Annotated in this window: 18 protein-coding genes; 12 read left to right on the top strand and 6 right to left on the bottom strand. The window is 69.1% G+C overall.

The features are described 5' to 3' along the window. Nucleotides 1–8 precede the first annotated feature (8 nt). The 4 genes from gcvT (at nt 9) to ACH4S7_RS17985 (ending at nt 4,540) form a co-directional block, all read left to right on the top strand. Nucleotides 9–1,124 carry a glycine cleavage system aminomethyltransferase GcvT gene (gcvT, locus tag ACH4S7_RS18000; protein WP_398522169.1) on the top strand — a complete coding sequence of 372 codons (1,116 nt, stop codon included), beginning with the start codon at nt 9–11 and terminating at the stop codon, nt 1,122–1,124. A gap of 176 nt (nt 1,125–1,300) precedes the next feature. Continuing rightward, complete coding sequence (gene gcvH / locus ACH4S7_RS17995) at nt 1,301–1,678, top strand: glycine cleavage system protein GcvH (protein WP_398522168.1); 378 nt, start codon at nt 1,301–1,303, stop codon at nt 1,676–1,678. Between the two features lie 41 nt (nt 1,679–1,719). Continuing rightward, the gene (glyA, locus tag ACH4S7_RS17990) at nt 1,720–2,979 is read left to right on the top strand and encodes a serine hydroxymethyltransferase (protein WP_398522167.1); all 1,260 of its coding nucleotides are present in this window, start codon (nt 1,720–1,722) and stop codon (nt 2,977–2,979) included. A 193-nt stretch (nt 2,980–3,172) separates the two neighbouring features. After that, entirely contained in the window at nt 3,173–4,540 is a 1,368-nt protein-coding gene (locus ACH4S7_RS17985) for an L-serine ammonia-lyase (RefSeq protein WP_398522166.1), read from the top strand. A 632-nt stretch (nt 4,541–5,172) separates the two neighbouring features. Here ACH4S7_RS17985 and ACH4S7_RS17980 read toward each other — a convergent pair. The 6 genes from ACH4S7_RS17980 to ACH4S7_RS17955 form a co-directional block, all read right to left on the bottom strand. Further along, entirely contained in the window at nt 5,173–5,955 is a 783-nt protein-coding gene (locus ACH4S7_RS17980) for a thiopeptide-type bacteriocin biosynthesis protein (RefSeq protein ID WP_398522165.1), read from the bottom strand. Further along, the gene (locus ACH4S7_RS17975) at nt 5,937–7,160 is read right to left on the bottom strand and encodes a lanthionine synthetase C family protein (RefSeq protein ID WP_398522164.1); all 1,224 of its coding nucleotides are present in this window, start codon (nt 7,158–7,160) and stop codon (nt 5,937–5,939) included. The genes ACH4S7_RS17980 and ACH4S7_RS17975 overlap by 19 nt, the downstream gene beginning before the upstream one ends. Next, entirely contained in the window at nt 7,157–10,204 is a 3,048-nt protein-coding gene (locus ACH4S7_RS17970; protein WP_398522163.1) for a lantibiotic dehydratase, read from the bottom strand. Before ACH4S7_RS17970 ends, ACH4S7_RS17975 begins: the two co-directional genes overlap by 4 nt. Before the next feature lie 107 nt (nt 10,205–10,311). Continuing rightward, entirely contained in the window at nt 10,312–10,506 is a 195-nt protein-coding gene (locus ACH4S7_RS17965) for an FxLD family lanthipeptide (protein ID WP_398522162.1), read from the bottom strand. A 54-nt stretch (nt 10,507–10,560) separates the two neighbouring features. Then, nucleotides 10,561–11,784, bottom strand: coding sequence for a methyltransferase, FxLD system (fxlM, locus tag ACH4S7_RS17960; protein ID WP_398522161.1), 1,224 nt, complete (start codon nt 11,782–11,784; stop codon nt 10,561–10,563). A gap of 265 nt (nt 11,785–12,049) precedes the next feature. Beyond that, nucleotides 12,050–12,601: an ATP-binding protein gene (locus tag ACH4S7_RS17955; protein WP_398522160.1), complete on the bottom strand. Its 552-nt coding sequence runs from the start codon at nt 12,599–12,601 to the stop codon at nt 12,050–12,052. Between the two features lie 228 nt (nt 12,602–12,829). On the opposite strand from ACH4S7_RS17955, the gene ACH4S7_RS17950 reads away from it, so the two are divergent. From ACH4S7_RS17950 to ACH4S7_RS17915, 8 genes are all read left to right on the top strand, one after another. Further along, on the top strand, nt 12,830–14,320 hold the full coding sequence (locus tag ACH4S7_RS17950) for a helix-turn-helix domain-containing protein (RefSeq protein ID WP_398522159.1): 1,491 nt from the start codon (nt 12,830–12,832) through the stop codon (nt 14,318–14,320). Further along, complete coding sequence (locus ACH4S7_RS17945) at nt 14,317–15,021, top strand: HAD family hydrolase (protein WP_398522158.1); 705 nt, start codon at nt 14,317–14,319, stop codon at nt 15,019–15,021. Before ACH4S7_RS17950 ends, ACH4S7_RS17945 begins: the two co-directional genes overlap by 4 nt. Before the next feature lie 123 nt (nt 15,022–15,144). Continuing rightward, entirely contained in the window at nt 15,145–15,411 is a 267-nt protein-coding gene (locus ACH4S7_RS17940; RefSeq protein WP_398522157.1) for a helix-turn-helix transcriptional regulator, read from the top strand. 400 nt (nt 15,412–15,811) lie between these two features. Then, on the top strand, nt 15,812–16,210 hold the full coding sequence (locus ACH4S7_RS17935) for a hypothetical protein (RefSeq protein ID WP_398522156.1): 399 nt from the start codon (nt 15,812–15,814) through the stop codon (nt 16,208–16,210). 183 nt (nt 16,211–16,393) lie between these two features. Next, nucleotides 16,394–16,807 carry an SseB family protein gene (locus tag ACH4S7_RS17930; protein WP_398522155.1) on the top strand — a complete coding sequence of 138 codons (414 nt, stop codon included), beginning with the start codon at nt 16,394–16,396 and terminating at the stop codon, nt 16,805–16,807. Further along, complete coding sequence (locus tag ACH4S7_RS17925) at nt 16,804–17,460, top strand: hypothetical protein (RefSeq protein ID WP_398522154.1); 657 nt, start codon at nt 16,804–16,806, stop codon at nt 17,458–17,460. The genes ACH4S7_RS17930 and ACH4S7_RS17925 overlap by 4 nt, the downstream gene beginning before the upstream one ends. A 2-nt stretch (nt 17,461–17,462) precedes the next feature. Beyond that, nucleotides 17,463–22,220, top strand: a complete 4,758-nt coding sequence (locus ACH4S7_RS17920; protein ID WP_398522153.1) for a putative T7SS-secreted protein — start codon at nt 17,463–17,465, stop codon at nt 22,218–22,220. A gap of 13 nt (nt 22,221–22,233) precedes the next feature. Beyond that, on the top strand, nt 22,234–22,998 hold the full coding sequence (locus ACH4S7_RS17915) for a hypothetical protein (protein ID WP_398522152.1): 765 nt from the start codon (nt 22,234–22,236) through the stop codon (nt 22,996–22,998). Nucleotides 22,999–23,088 lie beyond the last annotated feature (90 nt).

Below are 23,088 nucleotides of genomic sequence, written 5' to 3'. Positions count from 1 at the left end.
CCACATCTATGAGCACCGCCCCGCGTCACACCGCCCTCGATGCCCTGCATCGTTCGCTGGGCGCGACCATGACCGACTTCGCCGGCTGGGACATGCCGCTGCGGTACGGGAGCGAGCGCGACGAGCACAACGCCGTCCGCACCCGGGCCGGGCTCTTCGACCTCTCGCACATGGGCGAGATCACCGTCACCGGACCCGGGGCCGCCGCCCTGCTGGACCACGCGCTGGTGGGCAACATCGGCTCGGTCGGCGAGGGGCGCGCCCGCTACACGATGATCTGCCGCGAGGACGGCGGCATCCTGGACGACCTGATCGTCTACCGCCTCGGCGAGACCGAGTACATGGTCGTCGCCAACGCCGGAAACGCCCAGATCGTGCTGGACGCGCTGGTCGAGCGGGCGACCGGGTTCGACGCCGAGGTCCGGGACGACCGGGACGCCTACGCGCTGATCGCCGTCCAGGGTCCGGAGTCCCCCGGCATCCTGAAGTCCGTCACCGACGCGGACCTGGACGGGCTGAAGTACTACGCGGGCCTGCCGGGCACGGTCGCCGGGGTCCCCGCGCTGATCGCCCGTACCGGCTACACCGGCGAGGACGGCTTCGAGCTGTTCGTGGCGCCCCAGCACGCCGAGGAGCTGTGGCGGGCGCTCACCGCGGCGGGCGAGGGCGTCGGCCTGGTCCCCTGCGGGCTCTCCTGCCGCGACACCCTGCGCCTGGAGGCGGGGATGCCGCTGTACGGGCACGAGCTGACCACCGCGCTCACGCCGTTCGACGCGGGCCTGGGCAGGGTGGTCAAGTTCGAGAAGGCCGGCGACTTCGTCGGGCGCGCGGCCCTGACCGCCGCCGCCGAACGCGCCGCGGCCGCCCCGCCGCGCAAGCTGGTCGGACTGATCGCCGAGGGCCGTCGGGTCCCCCGCGCCGGTTACCCGGTCGTCGCCGCCGGCAAGGTCATCGGCGAGGTCACCTCCGGCGCCCCCTCCCCCACCCTGGGCAAGCCGATCGCCATCGCCTACGTGGACGCGGCACACGCCGCCCCCGGCACCGAGGGCGTCGCCGTGGACATCCGGGGCGCGCACGAGCCGTACGAGGTCGTGGCGCTGCCGTTCTACAAGCGCCAGAAGTGACCCGCGCCCGCACCCGCCGGAAGTGACGCGCGCCACATCCTCCGGAGCCGTGCCGCCCGGCCGATGTGCCGTACGGCGTACCGCGGACGCGCCCCCGGCGTGATCCTCGGCACTCCGCGACACCCCCACCCCCCGCCCGTTCATCCGCACGTCCCGCGTACAGGAGAATTCAGGTCATGAGCAACCCCCAGCAGCTCCGCTACAGCAAGGAGCACGAGTGGCTGTCGACCGCCGAGAACGGCGTGTCGACGATCGGCATCACGGAGTTTGCGGCCAACGCGCTCGGAGATGTCGTCTACGCCCAGCTCCCCGAGGTGGGCTCCACGGTGACCGCGGGCGAGACCTGCGGCGAGCTGGAGTCGACCAAGTCCGTCAGCGATCTGTACTCCCCCGTCTCGGGTGAGGTCACGGAATTCAACGAGGACGTGGTGAACGACCCCTCGCTGGTGAACACGGCCCCCTTCGAGGGTGGCTGGCTCTTCAAGGTGCGGATCGACGGCGAGCCGGAGGACCTGCTCACCGCCGACGAGTACACCCAATTCGCCGGCAACTGACCCGCGCCGGCCACTGACCACGACCACGACAGGGACCCGAGATGTCGCTTCTCAACACCCCTCTCCATGAGCTGGACCCGGATGTCGCCGCCGCCGTCGACGCCGAGCTCCACCGTCAGCAGTCCACCCTCGAAATGATCGCCTCGGAGAACTTCGCTCCGGTCGCGGTCATGGAGGCCCAGGGCTCGGTCCTCACCAACAAGTACGCCGAGGGCTACCCCGGCCGCCGCTACTACGGTGGCTGCGAGCACGTCGACGTCGTCGAGCAGATCGCGATCGACCGGGTCAAGGCGCTCTTCGGCGCCGAGCACGCCAATGTGCAGCCCCACTCGGGTGCCCAGGCGAACGCGGCGGCGATGTTCGCGCTGCTGAAGCCGGGCGACACGATCATGGGTCTGAACCTCGCGCACGGCGGGCACCTCACCCACGGCATGAAGATCAACTTCTCCGGCAAGCTGTACAACGTGGTCGCGTACCACGTGGACAACGCCACCGGCCAGGTGGACATGGCCGAGGTCGAGAAGCTCGCCAAGGAGTCCCGGCCGAAGCTGATCGTGGCCGGCTGGTCCGCGTACCCGCGCCAGTTGGACTTCGCGGCCTTCCGCCGGATCGCGGACGAGGTCGGCGCCTATCTGATGGTCGACATGGCCCACTTCGCCGGCCTGGTCGCGGCCGGGCTGCACCCCAACCCGGTGCCGCACGCGCATGTGGTCACCACCACGACGCACAAGACCCTGGGCGGCCCGCGCGGTGGAGTGATCCTCTCCACCCAGGAGCTGGCCAAGAAGATCAACTCGGCGGTCTTCCCGGGCCAGCAGGGCGGTCCGCTGGAGCATGTGATCGCCGCGAAGGCGGTCTCCTTCAAGGTCGCAGCCACCGAAGACTTCAAGGAGCGCCAGCAGCGCACCCTGGACGGCGCGCGCATCCTGGCGGAGCGCCTGATCCAGGCCGACGTCACCGAGCACGGCGTCTCGGTCCTGTCCGGCGGCACGGACGTCCACCTTGTCCTGGTGGACCTGCGGAACTCCGAGCTGAACGGCCAGCAGGCCGAGGACCGACTCCACGAGGTCGGCATCACGGTCAACCGCAACGCCATCCCGAACGACCCCCGGCCGCCGATGGTGACCTCGGGGCTGCGGATCGGCACCCCGGCGCTGGCCACCCGTGGCTTCCAGGACGCCGACTTCCGCGAGGTGGCGGACATCATCGCCGAGACGCTGAAGCCGTCGTACGACGCGGACGCCCTGCGGGCGCGGGTGTCCGACCTGGCCGCGAAGCACCCGCTCTACCCGGGTCTGTAGAACTTTCGTACGCGTACGCCCGTACGAATTCTCGGGGCACCGCGCACACTGGAGAGTGCGCGCGGTGCCCCCACCCATGCCCCCACCGTCCTCCCCCGTCCCCCGTGTCTCCCTTTCTCACTCCGCGCGTCCCGCACTCACGCACCACCCCCGGCGGACAACGTCGTCTTCCACAGCTTTGAGGAGTCTCCCCGTGGCCATCTCGGTCTTCGACCTGTTCTCGGTCGGTATCGGCCCGTCCAGCTCCCACACGGTCGGCCCCATGCGCGCCGCCCGCCTCTTCGCGCGCCGACTGAAGAACGAGGGTCTGCTGGCCCACACCGCGTCGGTCCGCGCGGAGCTGTACGGCTCGCTCGGAGCCACCGGCCACGGCCACGGCACCCCCAAGGCCGTCCTGCTCGGCCTGGCGGGCAGTTCCCCGCGCACGGTGGACGTGGAGACGGCCGACGAGCAGGTGGAGCAGATCAAGACCTCGGGGAAGCTCTCCGTCCTCGGGGCGCACGAGATCGACTTCGATTTCGACAACGACCTGATCCTGCACCGCCGCAAGACGCTCCCGTACCACGCCAACGGAATGACGATCTTCGCCTACGACATCGACGGCGGCACCGTCCTGGAGAAGACGTACTACTCGGTCGGCGGCGGTTTCGTCGTGGACGAGGACGCCGTCGGCGAGGACCGGATCAAGCTCGACGACACCGTGCTGAAGTACCCCTTCCGCACCGGCGACGAACTGCTCCGGCTCACCCGGGAGACCGGCATCTCCATCTCCGGCCTGATGCTGGAGAACGAGAAGGCGTGGCGCACCGAGAAGGAGATCCGCGAGGGCCTGCTGGAGATCTGGAGCGTGATGCAGTCCTGCGTCTCGCGCGGAATGGCCCGCGAGGGCATCCTCCCCGGCGGCCTGAAGGTCCGCCGCCGCGCCGCCCACTCCGCCCGCCAGCTCCGGGCCGAGGGCGACCCGCTGGCCCACGCGATGGAGTGGATCACCCTCTACGCGATGGCGGTGAACGAGGAGAACGCCGCGGGCGGTCGCGTCGTCACCGCCCCCACCAACGGCGCGGCGGGCATCATCCCCGCCGTACTGCACTACTACATGAACTTCGTCCCCGGCGCGGACGAGGACGGCGTGGTCCGCTTCCTCCTCGCGGCCGGCGCGATCGGCATGCTCTTCAAGGAGAACGCCTCCATCTCGGGCGCCGAGGTCGGCTGCCAGGGCGAGGTCGGCTCGGCCTGCTCCATGGCGGCGGGCGCTCTGGCCGAGGTGCTGGGCGGCAGCCCGGAGCAGGTCGAGAACGCGGCCGAGATCGGTATGGAACACAACCTGGGCCTGACCTGCGACCCGGTCGGCGGCCTGGTCCAGATCCCCTGCATCGAGCGCAACGGCATGGCAGCGGTGAAGGCCGTGACGGCGGCGAAGATGGCGATGCGGGGCGACGGCAGCCACAAGGTGTCGCTCGACAAGGTCATCAAGACGATGAAGGAAACCGGCGCGGACATGTCGGTCAAGTACAAGGAGACGGCGCGGGGCGGGCTCGCGGTGAACATCATCGAGTGCTGATGGAATAGGCCCTGAACAGCGTCTTTGTGTCTTTCAGCGCTGTCAGGGCCTTCGCTGCTTACACGACGGAAAGTCCAGTGATGCTGGTGATCAACAACGACAAGTTGGGTGCCCTGCTGGTATGGTCTGACGGTCAACGGCGCGGATGGTGGAAATGTAGGCGAGGCCGTCGATGAGCGGAGCGTCGTGGGCGAATATCGCAGTTCCTCGGCGTAGGCGGCGGACATGGTCGGCGCGGGTGGACTAGGTCAGCGACCAGGGACGATAGCCGAGAAGTCCGGCCAGTCCAATCCGTTTCAGCGTTCGTCCAGGAGCCTTGGCCGTCTCCCTGAGCAGGGAACCAGACGGTGGGCAGACGTGGGGGCGCTCGCGCCCCGCAGCAGTAGTTCCTAGATCCAGGATCCTAGGTCCTAGATCCTAGATCCGGACCATGAGCCCTCACGGAGTACTCACTGAGGGCTCCGTGAGTAATCCGCGAGGGCTCATTGAGGGCCACTTGACCTGCGGTTTTGTGATTCACGGAGGGATCACTGATTGCTCCGTGAGGGCTCACTGAGCCCTCAGTGAGTGTTCAGTAAGCCCTCACCGCATCCTCCGTGAGCCCTCACGGCCAGCTCCGGGCGGCGACAACCTCACTCTCCGGAAGAGGTCTTCCGAGGCCGGGATGAATCCTGTGAATGGCCCAGGATCACGGTGCGGGCGGTCAGCGCCAGGACGCCCTGGGAGTGCATGGTCAGTCCCATCCGGTTCCAGTGGAAGATCACGTGGAGGCTGAGGATCCGGCGCAGCCCCCGGTCGAGTGTGCCGAGTCGGACGGCTTCGGCGAGTGATCTGCCGGTCTCTCCGAAGGCCGCGGCCCATTCCTTGACGGGTTCGAGTGACCCGCCGGGGCGCAGCAGGGTGTCATGGTCGGCTCGTAGGAGGGTTCCGATGCCCTCGGTGATGGCTTCGAGCTTCTCCGGGGACATGGGGTTGACCGGGGTGCGGTGTTCGTCGGTGATGACGCGGTGCCAGACGTCGGCCTGTTCGTACCATTCGAGGCCGGCGGCGCGCATCATCATGGTGCAGAGGAGGACGGACAGTTCGCGGCGGCCGAGGGGGATGTCGTGGCGGTCGTCGATGTCCCCTGCGGCCTCAGCGGCACGCAGGAGCGGCATGATCACGGCCAGGAAGTGGAACTCGGCCATCCTCCACGCTGCGAAGTGAAGGTTCACCTGCCACCACTCGGAGTCGGCCGAGCTGCTCCGGAGGGCCTCGGTCCCCGCGTGCCGGAAGATCTCGACCGCGTCGGTGAGGTCGGAGGGGTCCATCTCTGCTTTGCGGGCGGCCTCGGAGAGCTCGGTTCCGGCCAGCACGTCTAGGACGGCTTCCGTGGCCTGGGACGGGTCGGTCCGGGTCAGTCGATCAGAAGGCATGCGTCCCATCCCGAGGTCGGGGTCTGCTGCGCGGTAAGGGTGGTCAGGGCAAGCGCCGTGCCCGCGTCGCCGTTCAGAAAGCCTGGGTTCCTGTCTCCGGCGGGGTGCGCGCGATCCCGGAAGGCGGTGCCGAGGAGAGCGGGCAGAGTGCGGAGGCGGGGGTCGTGCGCGTCGTGGGCTACACGGACAGCCGTTTGGTAGATGCCGGCCCATCCGTGGCAGATACCGTTGTCTGTGATGCTCGCAAGCTGGGTGGGGTCGGTCAGCGTCCGGTGGAAAGCGTCTTCATGGACAGCCTGAAGTTTCGCGTCGTTCAAGGCGATGCCTGCGAGCTGGCCAGCGCGGGCGATGCCGGTGGTGCCGTAGCACCAGCTCGGGCGGGCGGGGCCCAGTTGGTGGGGGCGGCCGGTGGCGAGGTCGTGGCGGGTGAGGTGCTCCGGCCACCAGGGGCCCGTTTCGCCCTGCTGCTGCCAGGTGTCGAGGTGGTCGCAGATCGTACGGATGGCTTCGGGCTGGTCGGGGACAGCGACGCCCCGGCGGAGGGCATGGGCAAGGAGGAGCAGCGGGCCGGTGATGCCGTGGGCGACGCCGAGGTTGCCGTGCCCGCCCGGGAAGTCGGCGGAGTGCTCGCGGTTCGGGCCGTGGTCGACCCACCAGCCGGGGAGGCCACGGTGGTCTTCGCCGAGCGGACGGGTCAGAGCGACCAGGTAGCCCAGGACTCGTTCCAGAGCCGCTCCCCCGGGTTCGGTGCGCAGGAGGTAGGCGCTGATTCCCGTGAGCCCGTAGAAGACGTCGTACTCGCCGAACGAGGCCGGGACTCCCTGGTGGATTCGTTCGAGCGCGGCGTCGGTCCGGCGGTGGGCGAGCTCCGTGATGTGCCGATGCAGGGTGGCCCGCGCGTCGGCGTAGAGGTGCTCGACGGACGGGGGCGTGGTGCTCAGGAGAAAGGCGACGGCCGGCGCCCCGAGGAAGAGGCCGGTGGTATCGGCTGCGCTGACCTCTCCGGCCACTGCTTGGGTGATCCAGCAGTGTGCGTGCTTCCAGGGTGCCAGGCCGAGGCGGGCTCGTTCGATGTGGAACAGGGCGATTCCCGCTGCTCCTTCGGCGAGGGACTGCGCTCGCCAGGGTTCGTCCGTGGGCGGCGGGACGGGGTCGGCCAGGCGTTCGGCGATTCGCTGGAGGAGTTCGGTGGCCGGGGTGGTCATCCCGTTCCCCTACGGTGCTGGTGGTGCAGTGCTGCGGTTCGGGCGAGTCGTAGCGTGGTGGCTTCGGCGGTGGGGTCCGGTCCGAGGGCGCGGGCGTGGTGCTGGCGGATCAGCGGGCGGGCGGTACTCAAGGGATCACGCTGTCCGGTGAGGGCTCGCCGGTAGTCGCGGACGGCGGTGGCACGGGTGGTCCATGCCTCGGTGACCTGAGCACCGCCGGGGAGGGCTGTGAGCGCGGCCCGGTCTCCTGGGGTAGCGAGGTTGAGTGTCTGTTCGCGCAGGTGCCGGCCCAGTCGCCCGCTTCGCTGGGGTGTCTGTTCGATCAACCAGTCCTCCCCCTCTTCGGGGGTGGGGGAAATGTGTCGTACGAGGTCGAGGATGCTGGCCGCTCCCAGGGCTTGAGGTGAGTGGTTGGGGTTCTGGTCGGTGAATCGGATCTGGGCGAGGGCTGCCGCTGAGTCGGCGGCGAAGAGCCGGTGGGCGGCGGCCAGCGCCGGCCCATGCCCGTACTCACCCGGATGTGGGCGGAAGTCGGTCAGGGCGAGCTTGGAGGCCAGGGCCTTCTCATGGAGAGAGCGGGACCACTCATGGACGTGTTCGGCCGCCGTGCCGTACGTGCCGGGTTCGATGTGGAGCACCAGGTCCAGGTACGTGGAGGCGTCGTGGAGGCGGGCGAACCACCACGTCGGCGGGGTGGCGCCGAAGCGTTCGAGGAGGCGGGGCAGGTGCCGGTCGAGAATCTCGTCGTGGCGCCGTGGGTGGGCGTAGAGCTGGGCGCGCAGGACGGTACCGGCGCCAGGTAAGTGGGGCTCTCCTTGGTCCACCAGGACGGTCGAGGTCCGCGCAGGGCCGTCGCATTTCCCAGCGGAGTGGAGCGGCAGCCAGACCTCGTGGGCACGGCCGATCCAGCCGTTGGCGTCGGCGCCGGGCGATTCGCGCAGGACCAGGCGACCGGCTCCGTCGAGCTGCGTACGGAGAATGTGGCGGTGGACTCTGTGGGTCAGGTCCAGCGGGAGACGCTGATCGTGCTCGGCCATGGTGACGCGCTCCGGGACGCGAAGCCGATACCGCCAGGCGTCGAGGGCGTGGTCCCATTCCTTCGCAGTGGCCGTCCGGCCAGGAAGGTCCTGGGCGTTCAGCAGCCAGCGGGCCGGGGTGAGGATGGTGCGTCGGTAGCGCACTCGGGGCAGGTACGGCAGGCGGGCAGCGGCCCCGTAGTCGAACGGCTTGTAGACGGCGTGCCGAGCGGTGGCGATCTCGGCGAGGAACCGGGCCAGCGGCGGGGTCTGGACCGCTGCTTCGAGGGCGTGTGGAACCCGTACGGTGATCGGCCCGCCCGTGGACACCTGGACGAGATGGAAGCTGCGGTCATCGGCGGTGACGGCGAGATCGGTGAGGGGGATCGCGCCGTCGTCCGGCTCGCGGTGCTCAGCAAGCGGGATGACGTGGGAGAGCAGGCGCGGGACGCGGGCTACGTTCTCGTTGCGCCGTCGGCGGGGAGCGAAACTGAGCTGCGCGGCGACTCCGCCGGTGTTGTCCGTGTACGTGGCGGCCAGCGCGTCCCGGTGCTCTGCGGGGAGCAGGTGGGCGAAGCGACCGGCCATGCTGCTGCCCGGTCTCGGTACGCCGGTGATCAGGAGCTGGAAGGCTCCCCGGGCGAGTGCCGCAGTGGACGCGGAGTGGATTTCGAAGGCGACTTCCACCCGAGGGACGACCTTCCGGTCGTCGGTGCCCGCGGCCTCGGCCAAGGCCGCGATCACAGTGTCGGTGAGGACCAGTTCGTCGCAGCCCGCCATGACGGTTTCCTGAGCCAAGGAGAGAAGGAGTCCGTCCCGGTCCGTCAGTTGCTTCGGTATCCGCTCACGGACGGATCCGGTGTAGCCGGCGGGTAGGCCGAGGCCCGTGTCCGACACCAGGTCCAGAACGGGGACGAGCGTTCCGGTGCCGTACTCGGCCAGGAACTCGTGGTGGTAGTCGCGCCAGTGCCGGTAGCCGTACGGCTGCGGGGTGGTGCGGTAGAGCGCCACGACGGCGCGCTGCGCCTCGTCCACCACCGGCTGGGGGATCCTGACCTCGCAGTCAAGGGCCGTGTCGACGAGAACCGGGGTCGCGGTGATTGAGGAAGCCGTTCGCATCCGCTCGATCGTGGCGCTGAGCGTCGTACGGTCAGACCGCGCCTCGGACAGCTCCTGGTGAATCGCGTACAGCTCCCGCACCAGGTCCCCGACCCCGTCCACCGTCTCCGCATCGGCCTTCCTCAGCTCGGTGCAGAGGTGCCCGAAGGCATCGACGGTGGTCATGGGCGCCCACAGGCTCGTGATGAGGAGGTGGTGCGAGACGAGCTCCTGGAGCAGGGTGTCAATCTGCTCAACAGCGGCCCGTGGGAACCGGGTGCGGAGGAGAGAACGCAGGTCTCCGTACGGGATGGGTTCCCGGGCCGCGTCCATCGCGGCGGCGAGCGAGCGCGTGTTCCAAACGGCTATCTCTTCCGGCGCCAGATGCGTCGCATGGGCGTCGGCGGGCTGGCCGGGGGCGACGAGCCGGTCATCACGAATCTGAACCGGCGCGTTAGCGATCACAGGCAGCCGGTCACGGAGCCCGGGGTTGGCCTGGAGGCGCTGGATGATCTCGGTGAGCCACTCGGCATCATCTCGCACGGTCGCTGTCAGCTTCGTACCCCATCGGACCGAAGGCTCCGACCCGACGAGGAGTGGGGACGTACCGGCGAACAGCCCCAGAGGGGTGGGACGGTACTGCCAGCGCAGGAGGTACGAGGCGACCGAGAGCACGGCCCGGCGGATTTTCCGGGGCTGGGTCTGCTGACCCTGGACGATGGCCTCGACGGTCTCACACAGCACGGGCGCGGCGAGCCACAGCGCCTCCCGAAAATCGTCGCGCTGCCAGGTCCGGGCGAGCCAGCCTCGGAGGAGCACAGTGTTGTCCAGGTCCAGCATGCGGGGCAGGTCGGCGGTGTCCGTGCTCGTGGTGGCGCGGAGCAGAGCCACGCCCTGCCACCGGTATCCGACCTCGGTGTTGGCGGTCATGGAGAGGAACCCCTTCGGTCGGCGCGGGCGCAGGGAGCGGGTTGGTGGACCGGACCGAGGCCGGTCCGGTCCGGTCCGGTCCGGTCCGGTCCACCGAAAGCGCCTGATCAGGCGGAGTCCTCCACGAACGAGTTGCAGGCGGATGCCCCGCCCTGGCACGTCGGTCCGCAGCCGTCACCGGTGGAGCACATGAGCTTGCCGTACGGGTGTTCCGCGACGATGACCCGCACGTCGAGCGGGGCGAAGTCGTCCTCGTCGAAGGCCAGAGGCGGTTCGGCCTGGGCCAGGGTGGCGTTCGTCATGCCGTGCCCTTCCATTTCTTCTGGGATGGTGCGGGACGACCTGGTCTCCTGCGGCTATGCCGGAGGCCAGGCGAGTGAGATCCGGCTGTGCACCTTGTCGATGACCCGGTCGGCCGGGATCTGCTCGTCGGGGGTGCCGGCCAGATGGACGCGGATGACCGGGTTGGGGCCGCCGCGCCGGTCGCGGGCCCAGTCACGGACGTGGTCCGCGACGATCTTGGCGAAGCCGGAGGCCGTGGGGCCGAGGGCGTGGACGCCGTACTCGACGCCCTTGTCGTCCTCGGTCCGGCGGACGGTGAGATAGGCGAAGTCGGCGCCGTCCACGGCCGCCAGGGAGAAGGACTTGTTGGAGGGAGCGACGATCCCGGTGTCCAGGTCGGGGTCGACCGTCATGACGCAGAAGCCGGGCAGTGTGATCGCCAGGTGCATCTGGAGGGTGTCGACGAGTTCACCGCGGCCGACCTCGACCCCGGTCCACAGCTCCACCCGGGGCGTGGTGACGGCGTTGTCGAGCAGGCTCGGGTCGGCTGGCAGTCCGTCGTCGAACCGCAGCCCGATCTCCGGGGTCCCGGCGACGAGCAGCAGTTCCTCCCGGTGCGCGGTCGAGCCCTGCACGGGGACGAAGCCGCAGACGAACGCGGACTCGCTCTCCAGATGATCGTCGACGCGGACGAAGGTCACGGACCGAGTGAGCCCACGCATCCGCAGCGGTACCACCAGGCGGCCGCCGGGAGTGAGCCGCTCGGTCCACGCGGGCGGGATGTCCCACGCACCCGCAGTCACCATGACGAGATCGAACGTACCGAGGTCGTCCAAGGGCTCCGCCGCGTCGACGCAGACCACGCGGACCCGGCCGAAGCCGTGCTCGTCCAGCAGCCGGCGGGCCCGGTCCGTCACCGTGGAGTCGATGTCCACGGTGACCACGTCGCCCGCTTCCCCGACCAGCTCGGCGAGGTAAGCCGCGTTCAGACCGCCCGAGCCGATCTCCAGCACCCGCATCCCGGGGCGGACCCGGGCCTGCTCCAGCATCATCGCCTGGATTTGCGGCGCGGACACCGAGCTGAGCTGGACGCCGTGCTCGTCCGTCTTGGTGATGACGGCCGCGTACGGGGCGTATGCCTTCTCCAGACTCGCCTCAGGGGCGAACGCGTGCCGGGGGACCTTCCGCATCACGGCCTCGACCTCCGGGGAGGAGATCGCGCCGTCGGCGACCAACCGGTCCACGACCTCGTTGCGGAGCCGTGCGGCCTCGTCGGAGTCGACCGTCGTGTGGATCATGATGGTGTCCTTCGTTCGTACGTCTTCGGGGGCGGGAAGAACCGCCCGGCGGGGCCCCGTCGGTGCCACCACGCCGGGACGCTATCGGCGGTCGTCGGCCTTCCACGGCAAACAGCAGGGGCTGGCCGGAATGCGCTGCGTCGGGGCGTGCGGTCTCCTGTGGGTCACGAGATCTGCCCATCGCCGCAGCGGACGACAGCCGCCTCGGGAGCCGGACGGCAGGATGTCCGAAACCCGCTGCGGAGGGATTGGCCCGATAGCGGCGTCAATCAACGGGCATCGCCTCCTTGGGGGATTCCCCTTCAGGAGTCAGGAGCGAGCACCACACCCAAGTGCGGTCATCCGACAGTCCCCAGGAAACGGCGAACGCATCGACCAGCAACAGATCCCTACCGGTTTGGGCGAGATCTTCGTCCAGCGCTTCGAGCAAGCCTCCGCAGATCTTGATCCGGGAGCCACTGCCGACCCTGAGCCAGAAGCGGCTGGCCGTACACCACAGACGCACCTCGACCGGGCCACGTCCATGCTCGAACGCGTCGGTGACCAGTTCGGTGACCAGGAGGTCGGCAGTTCCGACGAGACGGTCAGCTCCCCAGAGCCGCAGATGTGCCCGTTCGATTCGCCGTACCTCTCCGGGGCACGAACGGTCCTCATCAGTGAGGGGGCGGCCTGGAGCCGTGGTCCGGTCGAAGCCGACCGTGAAGCCCTGCGTTTTCGGGTTCCGGAGGTTCCAGCACCTCACTCCTCGTCCGAGTGAGCACACCGACGCGGTCGGCTCCGTGAGGACGGACGACGGTGAAGCCTGTTCGTCGGTCAACAGGGCAACGCGCTCGGAGCGCTGAGCCGTACGTATGGTCACTGTCCCCTCCCTCGGACTCGGAATCCCGGTGCTGCCGAACGGCGCGTTCGGTGCGCCGTGGGAGGAGTCTTGAGGTCGTGCGGGTTCAAAGGGACCGCTGGAGCGATATCGCTTCAGCGATATCGACCTGCGCCTAGCCTGGTGCCGACGGTTGGTCGGGGTGAGGCAGTGCAGGAAGGACCGCTCATGAGGTCGTCGTTTCGTGTGTGCGGCAGGTGCGGTCACGGGCTGAGCCAGTACAACCCCGACCCTCTGTGCGCTCCTTGTTCCCGGGGCGGCGACATCGCCCGAATTCCCGACCGGGCATGGCGTGACGAACAGGTCTGCAGAGCGCTGTCCGCCTGGGACTTCGGTGAGTTACTGCGGCTGCTGCGCAGGCGGTCCGGCCTCTCACAGATGGCCGTCCGCTCTCTGACGGGCCTCACCCAGTCGTTCATCTCCGACCTGGAGCGCGGCCGGAAACACCTGGGAGGAGGGGAGGCCATCATCGACTTCCTCAACGGCCTCGGGCTTCCCGCAGACCTTCGTCCCCTGCTGTTGACCCCGTTCGGTGAACCGGACCGGGGTGGGTCGAACGGGCCTCTCGACCCCGCACTGCCGTGGAACGCGGACCGTATGGTGACCTCACTTGAGTTCGCTGTCGGAGGTGTCATGAAACGCCGTGGGGTGCTGGCGCTCAGCGGGGCCGGCCTGACGCAGTACGTGCTGCAATCCACCATCGCGGCCCCTGAGGCCATGGCCTCGATGTCTCCGAACGGCACCAGAGTCACCATCCCGCTGATTACTTCTCTGGAGGCGACGACCGACGCTCTCCGGCACATGGACGCCAGTAGCGGCAGCGGCAGTCTGGCCGCGACGTCGCTGGGACACCTGAAGATCCTCGTCAGGCTGCTGAAGCACGGTTCGTACGACGAGGCCCGGGGACGCCTGCTGGCGGCGGCGACCGCGGACGCGGCAACCCAGGCCGGCTGGTACATGTTCGACGGCGGCAACCACGCGAAGGCGCAGAGGCTGTTCCTCGCCGCGCTGCGAGCCGCCCATGCCTCCGGAGACTCTCGCCTTACCGCAGCGGCCCTCTCCTTCCTGGCCATCCATGGATACTCCGTCGGAGATCCACGGGACGCGGTCACCGCGGCGAGGACCGCGCGGCTGGGGATCAGCGACCGCGACGCTCCGGCCCTCCAGGCGATGCTTCTGACCCGGCAGGCCCGAGGCCACGCACGGCTGCGCGAGGAGTCAGCCGCCCGAGCGGCCCTTGAGGAAGCCAGGGTGCTGTGTGCACAGGGCCGTGGGGAAGACGATCCGGACTGGCTGTACTGGATCAAGCCGGGCGAGGTCCTTGGTCAGACGGCAAGCTCCCTGCTCGACCTCGGTCGGCACGCCGAAGCGGCGGAGTCGTTCGACGCCGCTCGTCATGAGCTGAGCCAGGAGGAGATCCGTACGACCGCCCAGTTCCTCTCTCGAGCGGCAACCGCCCACATGCAGACGAAGAACCCCGACGCCGGATGGGGTATCGCCCAGGAAGTCCTCAGTCTCGTCGACGGCGTGCACTCCGCCCGCCTGGACGATCACCTCCGCTCCATGCTTGCGGAGGTCCGTCGGTTCGATGACTCCCCTGCGGCGCGTGACCTCCTGGAACGCGGCGAATCCGTCATGAAGGGGCGTGCGGCGGCATGATTCTTGTCCTGTGGGATATCGACCGGACCCTCCTCTACGTCGGCGACATCGACCGGCTCGTCTACCGCACCGTCTTCGAGAAGGTGGTCGGGCACGCCCCGGGGCGGCTTCCGGCAAAGGGTACGGGCGTCACCATGCCGGTCGCGGTGAAGGAACTCCTCGCCGTGAACGGTGTCCCCAGGGATCAGGTGGACGCGTTCGCCCGGCGGATCATCGGTCTCATGCCCGGGGAATTGGAGCGACACCGGGGAAGAATGCTGGCAGATGGGCTGTTGCTCCCGGGTGCGGTCGAGTCACTCACCGCGGTACGGAAGTCCCCCCATCTTCTGCCGACCATCGTCACCGGAAATCTTCGGGCCAGCGCGGAAATCAAGCTCTCGACATTCGACCTGATCGGCCTTGTCGATCCGGCGGTCGGCGGGTACGCGTCGGACGATCCGCATCGGCCGGCCTTGGTGCGCGTTGCGCAGCAGCGGGCCGGGGCCGTGTACGGCCACAGCTTTGACCAGAGCAGTACCGTCATCGTCGGGGACTCGCTGGAGGACGTCCGCACGGGACGTGAAGGCGGAGCCCGGGTGATCAGCGTCGCCTCCGGCACCACCTCGGCAGCGGATCTGGCCGACGCGGGCGCGGATCATGTGATCACCGACCTCACCGACCCTTCGCAGCTTCTGCGGCTGATCGGAACTGAGGCCACGTAGAAAGGGCGCGTACCGGGGAGCTACCGAAGGACCCTCTACCACCGGCGGCCCGGCTCATCCAAGCCTCTCCTTCTCCGGACCATCCTCCTGCTCATCTCTCAGCCGGACGACAGGAACGCAGCCATGCCGCAGGCAACCTCACAGCACGAAACGGCCTTCTTGAGCCTCCCCCAAGCAGCCACATATCTTGGGATCTCCCCAAACACCCTTTATGTCTGGCGTCATCGGCGGCAGGGACCGCCGAGCTTCCGCATGGGCCGTCGCGTCATGTACCGGATCACAGTGCTTGACGAGTGGGTGCGGTCCCAAGAGCTGTCCGATTCACGGTCGAATCCCTCCCTTAACCCGATTCTCCAGAATCCTCAGCCCCGTACGCGCAGGGTCGCCTAGCACAACTCCCCCTCGAAAGATCCGTGAAAAGAGATCTCCGGATGCGGTATGCGGACCAGCTCCGGCCAGCGTTCTGAACACCCACTCGGAAGGAATCACCGCACCACCAGGGGAGCACCAAGCGCGTGGTCGGTTACGAGGCGTTCGGTCTGGCCGAGGAGGACTTCGACTTCACGAACGTGGTCGTCCGCATCCGGCGTCAGCTCCGATGGGACACGAAGGGGCGTCCGTACTTCTGTCTGCCCAAGGGCGGTAAGACGCGGGAGGTGCCGCTCTCCCCCAACCTGGCGGCCCGCGCCCGCGCGCACTTCCGCCGGTTCCCTTCGACAGCGTGCACCCTCCCCTGGCAAAACCCGGAACCTCCGGCCAACGCACTGGAGGAGCGGCAGCGGCGATCACCGTGCAGCTCGTCCTCAACACCTCCCACGGGAACCGGATCTACTACAGGGCCTGGAACGAGCGGAGCTGGCGGCCCGCCCTCACGGCCGTCGGCCTGCTCGCCGTGATCGGCGAGCAGGTCCAGCAGTACGGCGGCCGGGTCCGCCGCTATCCGGTCTACGCGTCGTCGCGGTCGGACATGTTCCATGTCCTGCGGCATACCTACGCCAGCGTGCAGTTGGAGGCCGGCGAGTCAGTGGTGAGCCTCGCGGCCTGGCTCGGGCACTCCTCCCCCAAGATCACGCTCGACCACTACGCTCACTTCATGCCCGGGGCCGGACGACGCGGGCTGGCGGCCATGGACTCCTGGCTCGCCGACGCCGGGCACAAAGTCCCTGAGAAGTCCCTGACGGCCGGATAGGCCTCCGATCTCGCCCTAAAACCGCAGCTCAAGAGCATGATCACGACGGCGGACACCGTGAAGGTCAAGTACAAGGAGACGGCGCGGGGCGGGCTCGCGGTGAACATCATCGAGTGCTGAGGGGCCCGCCACGCCGGGCGTCTGAACTACGGTGCCATCAGTCACCTACGGTGGGGAGGGCCCGTGGAGCAGCCAAGTACAGCGCTCGCCGAGCGAATTGCCGAGCAGAGAAGGGGAGTCGGTGACCCCCGTGCACTGGTCGGTGAGATGCGGCGATCGATCCTTCTGGTGCCGACGGTCGGCGGAGGCCTCTGGTCGGCGTGGGCGGGCGGGGTGCGGTGGATCTGCGGGTTCACCGACGAGGCCGCACTGGCCCGGTTCGCCCTGCATCACGCGTCCGGTGATCAGCCCATGGAGTACGCGGCGCTGCTGGGCGCGCGCATCGTCGACGAGATCCTGCCCGCCCTGGACGAGGCCGCCGGTGTCGCCGTCGATATCGCCACTGAAGACGGGTCCATGCTCTTCCCGCCAGTCGTCGGCATCGTCGCGGACACGGTCGCCGTCGACGCTGGTACGACGGACGAGGCGCGAACATGACCGACGACGGAATGGACCTGCAGCTGGGCAAGGCCTCCGTGGCCAAGTTCACCCAGGGCGTGGGCGCGACCATAGACCAGCTCGGTGAACTCGGCGGCGCCACCGGTTCGGTGATGGGAAAGGGCTTCTCCGAACTGGCGATCACCGGGATGGAGGCCGGGCACCACGGGCTGTCGGTCGACTTCGAGGACTTCTGTGAGCGCTGGGAGTGGGGCGTGCGCGCCCTGGTGAGGGACGCCAGCGGGATCGCGAACCGCCTCGGCCTGGCGGCGGGCACTCTGTGGGAGCACGACCAGTACATCGCGGGCACGCTCAAGGTGGGTGCCAACTCCCTGTTCGGTGGGAACCCTCACGCCAGTGAGGAAGAGATCACCAGGCAGGGCTGGGGCGACATCCTCACGCCGGACGCCCTGAACCCGGACTGGAGCGCAGAATCGTTCGAGAAGGCCGGCCAGGACATGGAGCAGACCTGGAAGGACACCGGACGAACCGTTCTCACCGAGGGCCAGGGCGGCCGGCAGTCGGAGATCCTCAACCAGGCGTTCGGCATCTCCGACGACCGGTGGAACCAGGCGCTGGACGACACCTTCGGCCCTTCGCCCGAGGAGCGCGCTTGGCAGGAGCGGCAAACGGATGAGCCCGGGAGGAGCTGACGTTGGGCATCGGCGACTTCATCAGCGACATCACCCCCGACTCGATTGAGGACACCGTCGAGGACGGCGTCGAGTGGGTGGGCAACCGGGTCGAGGACGCGGGCAAGTGGACGGCAAACCGGTTGGACGATGTCGGCTGGGAGTCCGGCGCGGACTGGGTGCGTGAACAGTCCCGTTCGATCGCCAACCGGGTGGGCGCTGAGGTCGACGAGATGGACCTCGGCCAGACCGAGGACAAGACCAAGCTGATCCACGGCAGCCCGAGCAAGATCAATTCCACCGCCGCGAAGCTCCGGGCCTTCCAGTCGGCCTTCGACGACACCGGCGACGGTCTCAAGCACCTCGACTCGTCCCAGCTCAAAGGTGAGACTGCCGACGCGCTGCGCACCGCGGTGAGTACCCAGCCACCCAAGTGGTACACCGCCGCCGACGCCTGCGCGAAGGCGGTCGGGGCACTTGAGGCGTTCGCCGACACCGTCACCTGGGCGCAAGCACAGGCACAGACGGCGGTCGCCAAGTGGAAGGAGGGCGTGAAGGTCTCCGAGATCGCCGCCGACGCCCACCGCAAGAAGCTCGACGACTACAACGGCGCCGTCGATCGCTACAACGCCCAGCCCGAGGACAGCCGCGACCCCGCCTCGCTCCCGGCCAAGCCCGCGGCGACGTTCGAGGATCCCGGCAAGAAGCTGATGCTGCAGGCTCAGGAAATTCTCGCTGAGGCCCGCCGGCAGCGGAACTCGGCGGCGGAGAACGCGCGCACGGCGGTTCGTTCCGCTCGCGACACAGCCCCCGAGAAGCCGTCCTACGCCGAGCAGGCGGGCGACGGGTTCCAGGAGCTGCGAATCATGGGCGACCATGTCGGCGGCGGCATCGTCAAGGGCACGGCGGGGCTGCTCAACTTCGTCCGCAGCGTCAACCCCCTGGACCCGTACAACCTCACGCATCCGGCCGAGTACGCCACGTCCCTCAACAGCCTGGCCGCCGGCCTGGTGGTCGCCGTCAACGACCCGGTCGGCACCGGCAACCAGATGCTCAAGACCTTCATGAAGGATCCGGCCGAGGGATTCGGCCGGCTGATTCCCGATCTCGCGCTGACCGTGGCCACCGGCGGCAGCGGCGCCGCGGTGAAAGCCGTACGCGTCGGCGCCGACGCCGCACGGGTGCGCAAACTGATCGACGACACCCCGGACGGCACCCACAATCGACAGGACGGCGAGCGCACCACCGACGGCACCGACCCCGTGGACCTCGCCTCGGGCCGAATGTTCCTGCCCCAGGCCGACCTTGAAATCCCCGGTATCCTGCCGCTGGTCTTCACCCGCCGCACCGAGTCCGGCTGCGCGACCGGCCGCTTCCTGGGGCCCGCCTGGTCGTCCACGGTCGACGAGCGCCTGGAGATCGACACGATCGGCGTCATCCATGCCACCGCCGACGGGCTGCTCATCGCGTACCCGCATCCGGTCCCCGACCTGCCCACCCGCCCGCATACGGGCCGGTCCCGCACACTGCTCGCCCGGGACGCCCACGGCGACTACACGGTCACCGATCCCGGCACCGGTCGGACCCACCACTTCACCGCCCCGCCCGGCGCGGAGCCGGGCGGCGACGGCACGGCCTGGCTGTCCGGCATCGCCGAACGCAACGGCCACGCGATCACCGTCGACCGCGACGAGCACGGCATGCCGCTGGCCCTGGTCCACTCTGCGGGCCACCGGGTGCAACTGTCCGTCGCCGACGGTCTGATCACCGCCCTGTCCCTGGCCGGAGCGGGCGAGGGGGGCGCGGAACTGCGGATGCTGAGCTACGGCTACGAGGACGGCAACCTCACCACCGTCACCAGGCCGTCCGGCGCCACCACCACCTTCTTCTACGACGAACGCCGCCGCATCATCGCCTGGATCGACTCTATCGGGCACCGCTACGACTACGTCTATGACGACCGTGACCGCGTCATGGCGGAGGGCGGCGAGGCCGGCCACGTCCAGATAACCCTCGCCTACACCGACCCGGACCCCGAGACCGGGCACCACACCACCACGGTCACCACCGCCGACGGGCACGCGACCCACCACCGGTTCGGCCCCGGCTGTCGCCTCCTGGCCACCACCGACCCGCTCGGCCGCACCACCCGATTCGCCTATGACCCGCCCGGCAACCTCATGACCCGCACCGACCCGCTGGGCCTCACCACCGCCTTCTCCTATGACGAGGACCATCGGCTGATATCCGTCACCCGCCCCGACGGGAGCGAACTGCGCACCGTGCGCGGGTTGTTCGGACTGCCGGTGGAAGTCATCGGGCCCGATGGCACCCGCACGGTCCATGAGTACGACGAGCGCGGCAACCGCACGGCGGTCACCGACCAGGCCGGCTGCACCACTCGCTACGGCTACGACCACGCCGGCCGGCTCACCTCGCTCACGGACGCCCTCGGGGCCACGACACGGGTGGTGTGCGACGCGGCGGGGCTACCCGTGGAGGTGGTGGAGCCGGCCGGCTCCACCACCCGAACGGAGCGGGACGCCCTCGGCCGTCCGGTCCGTGTCACCGATCCGGTGGGAGGTGGCACGCACCTGGAGTGGCATGCGGACGGTCACCTCGCACGCCGCACGGGCCCCGGCGGCGCCACGGAGTCATGGACCTACGACGGCGAGGGCAACCGCCTCACCCACACCGACGCGTCCGGTGGCGTCTCCCGCTTCGAGTACACCCACTTCGACCTGCCGGTCGCCCACACCCGACCTGACGGCGCGCGCTACGAGTTCAAGCACGACGCCGAGCTGCGCCTTACCCGCGTTGTCAACCCGCAGGGGCTGAGCTGGAGCTACGCGTACGATGCCGCGGGCAACATCGTCTCCGAGACCGACTTCGACGGACGCACCCTGACCTACCGCACGGACGCCGCTGGCCGGCTCGCCGAGCGGGTCGACGCACTCGGCGGGACCATCTCGTTCGAGCGTGACCAGCTCGGCCAGGTGATCCGCAAGGACGTCGACGGCCGGGTGACGGCCTACGCCTACGACAGGGCCGGACGTCTGCTGGAAGCCGCCGGACCGGACGGTGAAGTCCGGTACCAGTACGACCGCCGCGGTCTCACCAAGACGGAACTGGTCGACGGCCGCGCCATCCTGTACGCGTACGACGGCCTGGGCCGCCGGAGGCGCCGCACCACACCGACCGGTCATGTCACTTCCTATGCCTACGGCGCCGGTGGAGAGGCCTCGCGCCTCACCACCGGCAGCCACCACATCGACTTCACCCACGACGCCGCCGGCCGTGAGCTGGCCCGCGTATTCGACGAAGCGGTCACCGTGACATCCGCCTGGGACGAGGCCGGCCGGCTCTCCGCGCAGCGCATCACCGCAGGAGGGCGCGCCGTCAACAGCCGCCTTTACGCCTACCGCGACGACGGACACCTGGCCTCCGTCGCGGACCAGCTGTCGGGCACCCGCACCTTAGATCTGGACCGGGCGGGCCGGGTCACCGCCGTCCACGCCGAGGGCTGGACGGAGCGGTACACCTACGACGCAGTCGGCAACCAGACCTCGGCGTCCTGGCCGTCCGTCCACCCCGGCAACGAGGCCACCGGACCGCGCTCCTACAACGGCACCACCATCACCCGGGCCGGAGACGTCCGCTTCGAACACGACGCCCTCGGCCGGGTCACCCTGCGGCAGAAGACCCGCCTCTCCCGCAAACCCGACACCTGGCGCTATGCGTGGGACACGGAGAACCGCCTCACCTCCGTCACCACCCCCGATGGAACGCGGTGGAGGTACCGATACGACCCCCTCGGCCGCCGCAGCGCGAAGCAGCGTCTCGCGGCCGACGACGAACAGGTGGTGGAGGAGGTCCGCTTCACCTGGGACGGTCTCACTCTGTGCGAACAGACCAGTCACCAGCCGGACGTCCCGAACACGGTCGCCCTCACCTGGGACCACCGGGACGTCGTACCTCTGGCCCAGACCGAGCGCATCCTCACGGCCGACGATCGCCAGGAAGAGATCGACCGCCGGTTCTTCGCCATCACGACCGACCTCATCGGCACCCCCACCGAACTCATCGGCGAGTCCGGCGACATCGCCTGGCGCAGCCGGAGCACCCTCTGGGGTACCACCGCTTGGGCCCGTGACAGCAGCACCTACACTCCGCTCCGCTTCCCCGGCCAGTACTACGACCCCGAGACCGGCCTCCACTACAACCACTTCCGACACTACGACCCGGAAACCGGCCGCTACGCCTCCCCCGACCCCCTCGGACTCGCTCCCGCACCGAACCCCGTCGCCTACGTGGACAACCCGCACACCGGGTATGACCCGTTCGGCCTCATGCCCAAGTACACCAAGGAGGAGAAGGCCCACCAGAGGGCTGTCAAGGCCGCGGACGCGGCGATGGAGAGGGCACAGGACGACAGGTTCCGGAAGCATCCCGAATACCACGGGGACACACGGCACGGCTTCGCCGACGAGCGGGTCCTGGAGATACTGAAGAACCCGGACGCGGTCTACCACTCGACGGGCACCGCCGGGAATCTCATCTTCCGGCAGGGCGAGGACGTGGTCGTGACCAAGGGGCCCGGCTCCGAGGCCGGCCAGGCCATCACGGCGTACGGACCGTCAGGGATCAAGGGTGACTCCGGAGTGTCGGCGCTCGGCGGCAAGCCCACGGACCCTGGTGGGCCGATCACTCACGAGGACATCGTGGAGGGCAAGATTCCGGGCAAGGACGGATTCGCACCCCCGGCGAAGCAGATCAAGTAAGGCGGCATGGGCCATGAGACTGACCTTCGGCGACGGCTGGCGCACGACGGTGACGGACCACCCGCTGCGCCTCACACCTCGCTTCACCGGCACCTCTGTGCGCGTCGCGCCCTACGCGGACGTGGCGGAGCGGAACGAGTTCCTCGTAGCCACGTTCGGCAGCCAGGAGTGGCTGTGGGACTCTCCTGACGTCATCCGGTTCGCCCCAGCCGGCCGACAGCTGGTCGGGGTCGAATTCCGGTTGCCGGAAGAGTCCGCCTCCGCCGAGGACTCCGACCGCGTTCCCTCCGCGCCCGCAGTACGCCCCGGCGGGCTTCGCGCGGATGAGGCCCGGGATTTTCGGCAGGAGATCACCATGGTGCTCTGCCGCGCCCCCGGGGACAGCGTGCTCACGTGCCTACGCGACCTCGATGTCCTCGACGAGCCGCTGGAGGCTCGCATCGGTATCGCCCCCGACGTGGCACTCCTCGCCCAGCACGACACTGTCGTCGGGTGGAGCCTCAGCAATCCCGCGCGGTACCTGACCACCGCGTTCGCCGCGCCCGACCCTGACCCGCCGTCCACCGCCACTCGTCGGCTGCTCACCGAGTGTCTGGACCTGATCACCCAGCCGGTGATCTATGAGGTGGAGGACCGGGAGCCGGCCGCGCTGTTCCGTCTCCGGGCGCTCGACGCGGCATTGCGCGACCAGCACGAGGACCGACAGCGGGCCGATGCCCTCCTCGCGCTCATCAGCAATCTGGTGGAGGACTACGCCGACCGGCCGGCCGGGCTGTAGCCGTGAACCACCGGCCTGCCTCGCGGACGGCTTGGTCGGCCCGGGTCCCCCGCACGCGGGCGGGCGCCGCCACGTCCGCGGGGGACCGCG

The sequence above is a fragment of the Streptomyces sp. NPDC020965 genome (assembly GCF_044333555.1).
Lineage (GTDB): Bacteria > Actinomycetota > Actinomycetes > Streptomycetales > Streptomycetaceae > Streptomyces.
This window is presented reverse-complemented; position numbering and strand designations above follow the sequence as displayed.